The organism is Liquorilactobacillus satsumensis DSM 16230 = JCM 12392, assembly GCF_001435195.1.
GTDB lineage: Bacteria > Bacillota > Bacilli > Lactobacillales > Lactobacillaceae > Liquorilactobacillus > Liquorilactobacillus satsumensis.
In genome coordinates this window covers 118,477-129,197 of sequence record NZ_AZFQ01000054.1, presented here as the reverse complement: position 1 = coordinate 129,197, position 10,721 = coordinate 118,477, and the positions used below count along the sequence as shown (strand labels likewise).

Annotated in this window: 6 protein-coding genes; 4 read left to right on the top strand and 2 right to left on the bottom strand. The window is 43.0% G+C overall.

Annotated elements, in window-relative coordinates; translation table 11 throughout:
• Positions 1 to 133 precede the first annotated feature (133 nt).
• On the bottom strand, positions 134 to 778 hold the full coding sequence (locus FD50_RS11440; RefSeq protein WP_056961835.1) for a VTT domain-containing protein: 645 nt from the start codon (positions 776 to 778) through the stop codon (positions 134 to 136).
• Between the two features lie 178 nt (positions 779 to 956).
• Between FD50_RS11440 and helD the strand changes: the two genes are divergently transcribed.
• The 4 genes from helD (at position 957) to FD50_RS11420 (ending at position 8,114) form a co-directional block, all read left to right on the top strand.
• Positions 957 to 3,254 carry an RNA polymerase recycling motor HelD gene (gene helD, locus FD50_RS11435; RefSeq protein ID WP_056961833.1) on the top strand — a complete coding sequence of 766 codons (2,298 nt, stop codon included), beginning with the start codon at positions 957 to 959 and terminating at the stop codon, positions 3,252 to 3,254.
• A gap of 79 nt (positions 3,255 to 3,333) precedes the next feature.
• Entirely contained in the window at positions 3,334 to 4,254 is a 921-nt protein-coding gene (coaA, locus tag FD50_RS11430; RefSeq protein ID WP_054755701.1) for a type I pantothenate kinase, read from the top strand.
• Positions 4,255 to 4,387: 133 nt separating this feature from the next.
• Positions 4,388 to 5,929 carry a glutamine-hydrolyzing GMP synthase gene (gene guaA / locus FD50_RS11425; RefSeq protein ID WP_187328415.1) on the top strand — a complete coding sequence of 514 codons (1,542 nt, stop codon included), beginning with the start codon at positions 4,388 to 4,390 and terminating at the stop codon, positions 5,927 to 5,929.
• Between the two features lie 463 nt (positions 5,930 to 6,392).
• Complete coding sequence (locus tag FD50_RS11420) at positions 6,393 to 8,114, top strand: AlwI family type II restriction endonuclease (RefSeq protein ID WP_056961829.1); 1,722 nt, start codon at positions 6,393 to 6,395, stop codon at positions 8,112 to 8,114.
• 60 nt (positions 8,115 to 8,174) lie between these two features.
• Here FD50_RS11420 and FD50_RS11415 read toward each other — a convergent pair whose 3' ends face one another.
• Positions 8,175 to 10,016, bottom strand: a complete 1,842-nt coding sequence (locus FD50_RS11415; RefSeq protein WP_201780650.1) for a Dam family site-specific DNA-(adenine-N6)-methyltransferase — start codon at positions 10,014 to 10,016, stop codon at positions 8,175 to 8,177.
• Positions 10,017 to 10,721 lie beyond the last annotated feature (705 nt).

Below are 10,721 nucleotides of genomic sequence, written 5' to 3'. Positions count from 1 at the left end.
TTCGTAATTTCGAGTTAGTACTCAAATTTTCCCGACTTATGTCACACTCTCTTTGCAGGTTATTTTAAAATAGATAAAGTAATGGATTTGTTGCAATCAGCACTTGATGCGTGTTTAAAAATCCGCAAGAAGCTTAACTCGGTGAAACATTGCCGCGCAGCATGCGATAAAGTGTGATCACGATTCCCGGGATTGCCATGATAAGTGCCAGCATAATGAAGATTAAAGAGAAGTTTTGTTTTACGAAGTCAAATTGACCAAAGAAGTAGCCAAGTGAAGCGCCAAGTGCGACCCAAAGTAAAACGCCTAGCAGGTTATACAGACAAAATTTTTTATAATTCATATGGGCAGTCCCTGAGATTAATGGGATAAAAGTACGAATCAAAGGCACGAATCTGCCAAACATCACAGTTTTGCCGCCATGTTTTTCAAAGTAAGCATGTGCTTTTTCAAGCTTTTCAGCTGGGAGAATACGTTTGAAGAACGGCAGGCGATGCAAGTTGCGGCCGATTTCATAGTTAACTGTGTCTCCGATCAAAGCAGCAAAGAAGAAGACAGGGACTAAAATACGGATGTCTAACGTTGAACCAGTGAGTGCAGCGAGTGTACTGGTAAAGATGATCAGCGATTCCCCGGGGAGAAAGGCAAAGACGACCAAGCCAGTTTCCATGAAGATCAGAATAAACAGTGTGACGTAAATCCAGCCTCCCAGTGTCTCGACTAGCGGTAGCAGGTACAAGTGAAAATGGGTGAGATAGAATAAAAACTGACTAATCAAGACAACACTTCCTTTACTATATTTGTATCTATTTTAGTGGCTTCGAAGACAGAATACTAGTACTTAGATTGCTATTTAATGTTTTTTAAGCTTTAAGGGGTGAACCTAATTGAGCACAGGCACTAAAGGTGTTAAAATTGTATGATCGACATCTTGGTTTAGAGGCGGGGGGAATTTCATGGACAACAAAACCAAAGAAAAAGAGCAAAAAAGAATGGACGCTGTGATCGGTAAAATCAAGGTTGCGCAGGAAAAAAGCCGCACTGAGATTAAACGGGCACAAAAAGACTCACACGCAATCAGGGATGATTTCTCCAATAATCTGCGGATCAATACTGAGTCTTATTCAGGAATGTTTGAGACGGCAACCACGATTCGGCAGCAGCAGCAGTTACTGCAGGAGCGGGAAAATAATTGGAAGCACGCTACTCGCAGACTGGACATTTTACAAAAACTTGAAAAGAAACCTTATTTTGCACGCATTGACTTGCAGGAAAAGGGCGAAAAACGTGCAGAATCTATTTACATCGGACTAGGTTCTTTTGCGGATCGTCCGGATAATTTCTTGGTTTATGATTGGCGCGCGCCGATTTCGAGTGTCTACTATGATGGTGGCCTAGGTCAGGTGACGTATGAGACTCCTGGGGGCACCCAGACTGTCGACGTGACGTTGAAACGCCAATTCTTGGTGAAGGATGGCAAGATCAAGACGGTCTTTGACACGGACGAAGCAGTGGGCGACCAGATGCTGTTAGATGTGTTGGACGACTCTTCCAGCAGTAAAATGCGCAGTATCGTAACGACTATTCAAAAGGAGCAGAATAAGATTATTCGCAATACGACTGCTGATCTGCTCTTTGTTCAAGGAGCTGCCGGTTCAGGAAAGACGTCAGCTGTCTTGCAGCGTGTCGCGTATCTGTTATACCGCTATCGTGGCAAGCTGACTTCAAGCCAGGTAATTCTCTTTTCCCCCAATCAGTTATTCAATGATTATGTTGACCAGGTTCTCCCCGAGCTCGGTGAGCACAACATGGTGCAGATGACCTATTATCAATATACGCAAAGGCGTCTGCCCAAGTTAAAAGTTGAAACGCTGCAGCAGCGCTTTGAAAGACAGGTCGATGAAACGGGCCGCAAAATTCAAAAGGTAAAAAACAGCGTGGCTTTCTTTAATGCCGCAACGGTCTATGCCCAATTTTTAGAGAAAAAAGGAATGCGGTTTAGGGATCTTAAGCTTGATGGCAAGGTCTTTTATGAGCATTCTCAACTTGAGAAGATTTATTATAGTTTTAACGTTAACTATCATTTACGTAATCGGCTGGATGCCACAAAAGAAAGGCTTTTGCGGCAGCTTAACCGTAAGATTGAAAAAGAAGCGAAGTCTGACTGGGTAGAGACTATTTTGCAAGAATCCAGCAGCAAGGAACTCGCCCAGCTTTATGGGACGCATCCACGCAATTTTGAAAACAATGATGCAGAACTGCGCTACTTGGGACGGCGTTTCTTAATAAAGCACTATCAAAAGATTCATAGTGATCTGGTGCATAACCGCTTTTTAAATATCAATGCGCAGTATCTGCACTTTCTGCACAGTGTTCCCGAGCTGCTTGACCTCAAGAAGTATGATTTGAGCAACTCAGAATGGGAAGCGGGAATTGAAGCCACAATTGCGACCTTGAAAAAACAACGGATGCTGCTGGAAGATGTCAGTCCATATCTTTATTTATATGATACGATCACCGGCAAGCGTGGTGACAATGAGATTAAGCATGTCTTCATCGATGAAATTCAAGATTATACGCCGTTTCAGCTTGCAGCGCTTAAACACGCTTTTCCACGGGCACGCTTTACCGTATTGGGAGATCTGAATCAGGCAATCTTCACGAAAAAAGAAAGCTATACCCTGCTTGATGAATTACGGCAGCTTTTTGCCAAGCAAAAGATCGAAGTGGTGCAATTGACGAAGTCTTATCGGTCAACTAAGCAGATCACGGACTTTACCAAACAGGTTTTGTTAAATGGAGCCGCGGTGGCAGCGTTTGAACGTCTAGGTGAGCTGCCCACAATTACGGTGAAGCAAAATGAGGCTGAATTGGCTGCCAGAATGCTTGAGCAGCTTAAGGAAAATGAACGCGAGCAGCTGACAACCGCAATTATCTGTAAGACATTAACAGAGTGCCAGACTATTAGTGAAAAGCTGCAGGCCGCCAACCAAAAAGCGATTCTGATTAAAAGTGAAAATCAGCGCTTGGCGCCCGGAACAATCATTGTCCCAGCATTTTTAGCAAAGGGACTTGAATTCGATGCGGTCATCATGTGGAATGCCAGTCAGCGTAATTATGCGGCTGAGGATGAACGACAGCTAGTCTATACGATTTGTTCACGTGCGATGCACCGACTTAGCATCTTTGCTTTGAAGCAACTTTCGCCGTTGTTTAAGCGGGTTGCACAGGATTCATATACTCTTTTAGAGTAAAACCTAAGTTCAGGTTAAAATCAGCGCAAAGCATGCTATAATGATGCCAATTAAGTGTGATGAATGTTGGAGAACGATTATGTATAACCAAATCAATTATTACAAGATTCCGCGTGATGAATGGCGGGAACTTTATCAAGAGCATAGTGTACCGCTGTCTGCTGCCGAGTTGGGACAGATTAGGTCTTTAAACGATCGGATTTCACTAACAGATGTCAGAGATGTCTATGCACCCTTGGTTCACTTGTTAGGAATTCATATGCAGGCACGTGCTGAGTTGTTTAAGAAGCAGGCGCAGTTTCTGGGAATTGAAGCCCATCGTGTCCCATTTATCTTGGGTATTGCTGGAAGTGTGGCTGTCGGCAAGAGCACGACGGCCCGCTTGCTGCAGACGCTGCTGCAAGGAACCTACCCGACGAGCAAGGTGCAACTGATAACAACTGACGGTTTTTTGTATTCGAATCAGGAGTTAAAGCGGCGGAATTTGCTGCAACGCAAAGGTTTTCCGGAGAGTTACGATATGAGCCGGTTGTTGACTTTTACCAATGATGTCAAAAACGGATTGCCAGCCAAGGCGCCCGTTTACTCACATAAAAGTTATGATATATTGCCTGGGAAATTTGACTTGATTGACAATCCGGATATCTTAATTGTAGAAGGAATCAATGTTTTACAGTTACCCAGCAACCAGCAGTTGTATGTGAGTGATTTCTTTGATTTTTCGATCTATGTTGATGCAACAGAAGCGTTGATCCAAGAATGGTACCTAGAGCGCTTCAAGCTGTTGCTGGAGACCGCTTTTCGGGATCCGACCAATTACTATTATCCTTATGCAATTGGTGATCGCAATGCGGCAATCAAGATGGCAAAAAGGGTCTGGCAAACAGTCAATCGTCCTAATTTGAGAGAATATATTCTGCCTACTAGGAATCGAGCGGATGTAATTTTGCATAAGACGAAAAATCATCTTGTAAATGAACTTTTTTTGCGTAAGTATTAAGCTTAAAGGCTCGTGGTTTCAAGCTGTTTTGGCTAAACGGTCGATTTGACCATGGGACTTACAATCTGTAAAATAACTGTATAAGTGTACCGTATAATTCAAAATGAGGTGAACATTCTTGACAAGCATTGACATGCAGGCTTTTGATAAAATCATTGTGCTTGATTTCGGAAGCCAGTATAATCAATTGATTACGCGTAGAATCCGGGAATTTGGGATCTATTCAGAACTACTTTCCCATAACTTAACGGCGGCTGAAATTAAGAAGATGGCTCCAAAGGGAATCATTTTCTCGGGCGGTCCGAATAGTGTGTATGACGAACAGGCTTTCCATGTGGATCCTGAAATCTTTGAACTCGGGATCCCGATTCTGGGAATCTGTTATGGAATGCAGTTGATGGCTAATGAGCTCCCTGGGGGCAAGGTCGAAGGCGCAAATAATAAGGAATACGGCAAAGCTCAAATCAGAGTACAAGATGCCGGTGCGGTACTTTTCCGCGATGTTCCAACTAGTCAGACCGTCTGGATGAGCCATGGCGATCTGGTAACACAAGTTCCTGATGGGTTCAAGATTGCAGCGACCAGCGGCAACTGCCCAATTTCAGCAATGGCTAATGAAGCTAAGAAGTTCTACGGCTTGCAGTTCCATCCAGAAGTACGCAACACAGAATACGGTAACGATATTTTGCGCCACTTTGCATTTGATATCTGCAAGGCGCGCGATAACTGGTCGATGGATGACTTCATTGAGATGCAGATTCACAAAATTCGTGAAACTGTCGGCGACAAGAAAGTTCTCCTTGGCTTATCTGGAGGGGTTGATTCCTCTGTCGTAGGTGTCTTGTTGCATAAAGCAATCGGGACACAACTTACCAGTATCTTCGTTGATCATGGCCTGTTGCGTAAGGGCGAAGTTGAACAGGTGATGGATAGCCTGAAAGGTAAGTTCGGTCTGAACATTATTCAAGTTGACGCCAAGAAGCGTTTTATGGATAAGCTGACCGGTGTTTCGGATCCGGAAAAGAAACGTAAGATTATCGGGAATGAATTCATTCGTGTCTTTGACGATGAGGCTGCTAAGCTTGATGGCATTGACTTCTTAGCTCAAGGCACACTTTATACCGATGTGATCGAATCGGGGACCGATACGGCGCAGACAATCAAGTCGCACCATAACGTTGGTGGGTTGCCAGATGACATTAAATTCAAATTGATTGAGCCATTGCGAACACTTTTCAAAGATGAGACGCGTGAATTGGGCGAACGCTTAGGGATGCCGTCTGAATTGGTCTGGAGACAGCCTTTCCCAGGACCAGGACTTGGCATTCGCGTCATTGGTGAGATTACTGAAGAAAAACTTACAATTGTGCGCGATAGCGACCTGATTTTGCGTGAAGAGATCGCCAAGCATGGTCTGGAACGCGAAATCTGGCAATACTTCACAGTCCTTCCCGGCATTCGCAGTGTGGGTGTCATGGGAGACGGCCGCACATACGACTACACTGTCGGTATTCGCGCGGTAACCTCAATTGACGGCATGACCGCTGACTTCGCTAAGATTCCGTGGGATGTTCTCCAGGCAATCTCAGTGCGCATTGTAAATGAGGTTGCACACGTCAATCGCGTAGTCTACGATATTACGTCGAAGCCGCCGGCAACGATTGAGTGGGAATAAAAGATACATGTTAATTGAACCCGAAATGTTGACTTAACGGCATTTTCGGAAGATGCAAAGGATACGATTGGCGGGGAATATGTTACGTTCCCCGCCAAAATCCCCGCCAAGTTTGGGCCGATATGGTTTCAGACTTGGTTTTTTGTTCTGCATGACTGGGACGCCAATACACCTGGGACTGTGAAGTTTAATCAACCAATTCTTAGTGCATTAAATGGTGATGAAGCGCATTGATTTACAGATGATGATGACATTGAAGATATGTTGGGCTTTGAACATCATTTGCAGGATAAGCCATTCAAAGCGTACAAACAGTATCGATTGTTATCGAAAGTTGATGCTTCTGATGGCTTGCATAGAGCCATACCCGCAGAATGGAAGGCATTACTTAAGTCGATATTTATGTAGATATAGATTAAAAAAAGTTGTTTATCTTGGCACACCATGAAGAGGAGAGAATTTTTTGACAAGACGATTTTATACGTATGGAAATACCACCGTTCGAAGCGCTATACGATTTCCCGGTGGCTTGAAAGTACTTTTGGATAAGGGGTTTAGCGGCGATCTTGATGGTAAACAGCAGGAGACAAAATATAGTCTTGCATTAGATAAGGCTGATATCATTAACAAAAATGCTACTTCTGAGGATCAGTCATCCGTGGCACGAAAGTGGCGCTCCGCTTTTGATAAAAGCGGATTTATTACGCCGAAGTTTCATGCCAACAAGGTGAATATTCCGATCTTACCGCAGGTCATCGCTAAGTATCCCGCACTTGGCCTATCTTTGAAACCGTATCAGATCACTCCCCAGGGGCGGCGACTTGCGCAGACTTCTACTACGTACGAAATGCAGGATACTATGTTACGAGCTTTGCTTGCAATTCAGATTGATTCGGATAGTACAGCGGGAAAATTCAAACCTTTTGTTTTCACATTACAGGTTATGGCTAAGTTACGGGAGAAAAAACAAGAGAGAGGGGTGAATGAGAAAGAGCTTGTCCTGATTGGTAATGTTACAGATCATTCGCAGGCTTCAAACGTTGCAGATGAAATTATTGCCTATCGAACTGAACGTGACAAGATCAGTAGCAAACAAAACAAATTAAAATTTGATGCGGAATACTTATCTCCTTTGGCTAAAGCATGTGGGGTCAAGTATGAGTCTTTAGCAACATATACAAATCCGAATTTCAATTATATGTTAACGACTGGTTTATTCTCTCGACAAGGAAAACGTTTGATATTTAATGAAGAGCGAATGGAAGTTATCGATGTAATCCTCAGGACAGAACCGCAACTTATTTTAGATGATGTTGAGTATTATTATCAATTATGGAACGGCTATCCTCTACCAACTGATAATGCTGACGTCCTAATCCGATCGATAAAGCGGATTGCTTCTAAACTGGATCGCTCCTATACAGATGAAGAATTACCGGCTGAGGTTCCGGATCTCAAATTATTCTTGATTCGACTTCAAATGGAAGATGACGCCATCCACGAGCATTCGTATGCCCAGGAGCAATCAAGCGATGGGAACATTGAAGAAATCATCCAGTATCTCCACGTCATCAATGGTGACCACGGAAAAGGCGAAGTTTTCGAAAGTGCGAAAGGTAATGCCAAATTTGATATGCCAACATACTTTGAATGGACTTCTTGGAGGGCGTTCTTGGCGATTGATGGCTTAGTCAATGCACCTGATAAGGCGCGTGGTTTTAATGTTGACCAAGATCTTTATCCGATTGGAAATGCTCCTGGTGGTCGTCCAGATATTGTGCTTGAATATAAGGAATTCATACTTGTCGTTGAAGTCACTCTGACGACAACATCTCGCCAAGAAGCTGCCGAAGCCGAGCCAGTCAGGCGTCATGTTGCTGGGATTCAAGCAGAGCATCCGGGAAAGCCAGTGTATGGCCTATTTTTAGCAAAAACGATTGATAATAACACTGCTGAGATGTTCCGTGTGGGGCTGTGGTATGACAAAGATGCTCCGTATTTTGTCAACATTGTGCCGATGACTTTGGCACAGTTCATCCATGTCATGCAAGATTTTCAAGAAATTCGATTTGATAATACTAAAGTTGAGCGACTAGTTGAAAAGTGCTTAATCCCTAGAAATGCCACAGTGGGTCTTTGGAAGCATGAGATTGCGCATACGGTTGATGCCTATCGATATAACTGAGTGGAACAAAAAGACAGGTTAGGATAACCACCCGTTGGCGCGTGGCTTATCCTAACCTGTCTATTTTTGTTGTGCTATGAACAGGTATTCTTTGACCTTGTTGTTCTTAATGTTCTTCGTCTGATTTGCAAATGAGTATTTGTGATCAACACTAAATAATTGTACTGAAGAAAATTCCTTCTTTAGCATGTTGAGCAACTCAGTCTTCGTTGGTAAAGAATTGGATGAGTATGAGAGGATGATCTTCTTGTTTCGAAATTTATGAAATAGAAATTCGAATGCCTCATAGGTTCCTTGCTGTGTTGAAAATGGCGTTACATAATTCTTGAATTTCTTTGTCTTGGTATTCTCTTGGATAGTCACGCCTTGCCAGTTTCTAGCGATTCCTTCAACAAAGTGATAACGGCGCACGTAGTCATTATCACTTAACTTGCTGAAATAAGGGGGATCCATATATATAAGATCTGCAGTTTTTGACAATTTAAGTGCATCATTATTGAATGTGACATTGGTTTGCAAATTGTCAAATACTGCATCGTTAATGTCGCGGACAGCCTCAACAAACTGTTGCTGTAGGGTGATCTGGAGATCACGCCTGCCGTCATCGTATCGGTTACCCGTATACGTGAAAATTCCACGAGGCCGTTTTTTCATGCAGGCACGCACCAGCGCTGCAATGACGATAGCGCGTTCGTATTCATCCGACACCAAGGAGAGATTGGCACGAATTGTGTCAATAAACAAATTGTCAGCGTCGTCGAAATACAGGTCTTTAAAGGTCGTCTCAACGAACCTGTCGTTTGTACTGGGGCTTTGCATCACCTGTTCCAGCGTTTCCTCTGACAGGGATACTTTATTGTTCTCAACCATTGCTTTGGTGAATGTAGAAGAAAAGGTCATGAAATCATTACTGAATACTTGTTTGCCCATGGCTTTGAACAAGTAGCTAACTGTTCCACTTCCACTGAAAAGGTCGAGCACGCTGTCGAACTGAAGATCTTCAGCAGCTGTGGCGATGTAAGGCAATAGTTTCTCCTTGCTACCCATGTAACGTGTCGAAGGATATTTACTGGCTTGCTGTAAGAAACGGGCCGTTGATGGTGTCAACTCTTGAACAAGATTGTAGTTACGAACGAGAATATCTTCACCTGATCGAGTGGCAGACTTACTACTGATCATTCGTTTCGTCGGAACCACGTTACAATAGTACTGTGCGTATAATTCCTGAATCAACGGGTGATTTGAGTTAGTCAGCAATACATGGCATCCAAGATCGGTCAATCGCTGAACTTCAGCAGCGAGCTTCTTCTGATCATCTTCACCAAATTGATTAGCATTGTAACGTTTAAAATCCGCATACTTTGAAATTGGCATGTATGGTGGATCGAGAAAAACTAAGTCTCCTGGTTGTGCATACTTTTCAAGGACGTTTAAGTAATCACCTTTGATGATGATTGCGTCCTTTAAGACACGACTGGCAGCGCGTAAGTTAGCCTCGTCAAGGATTTTAGGATTCTTATACCTCCCAAAGGGAACATTAAATTCGCCTTTGCGGTTCACTCGATATAGTCCATTGAAATCAGTCTTGTTCAGATAGATAGTTCTTGCTGCTCGCTCCACATTACTTAATGTTTGCGGATCCTGTGAACGGACATTATAAAACATATCCTTGTCATACTTGTATTTTGCTAAAGCGGAAATCAAAGACTCTACATCTTTAGCCACAATTTTATAAAGGTTAATAATTTCGGCGTTGGCATCTGAAATGATGGCTTTTTCTGGTTCCAAGTCGAAGAAAAGCGCACCTCCGCCAAAGAATGGTTCAATATAATTATTGTAAGTAAGTGGCAAGTTCTCCGACAAAATTCCCAGCATTTGTCCCTTACCACCAGCCCATTTCAAAATAGGCTTAGCAATGTTGTTTTCTGGCATGAGTTCGATCTGTCCAATCTGCATAGTATAATCACTCCATTATAACAAATTTGAGAACGGCCGTTTGTTGAATTTTGGTCCGTTTGCATCTTTGCAGATACGGTACGAGAGATACAGAAGTTGCAGACAACCCCATCTAGTCTCTTTAACCGGTAATTATCGGAATCTTTTTGAAGGTGGTATAGCGTGGCTTCTCTACTCCAAATAGAACTTTGTGCTTGTTTAGACGCAGGTGCTAATCTTCCAGGATGACGGATTTATCGTAAATATCATTTTAGGTCGCTGACACTTGGTTGTAACAATCACGACGATAATCACACGCTTGCTTCAAAGCTTGTTGCATCGTGGTATTCGAGTGACAGCGTGGTTTGTGAATTTTTAGCAACTCGCTATCTTTGTTATCTATAGATTACGCAGCGAAGATGAAACCAGCTGGTCAGGGCGGAAAAATGTTAGCTACCAAAGGATCACCAGCTTGCTAAGGTTTTCCCATGAGTTCGCCATTTCCTATAGATTTGTGATTCTGCCTTCCACTTAATTATTACAGCATCACAAAACGTGATGAAATTCTTGATGGTCCGATGTTCTTATTTGCAGTTAACGGGCTTCTTTAGGAAAGTAAATTTGATCTCTGTTTTTAGACGAATTGATGGATTGCTTGAGAAGTCAACACTT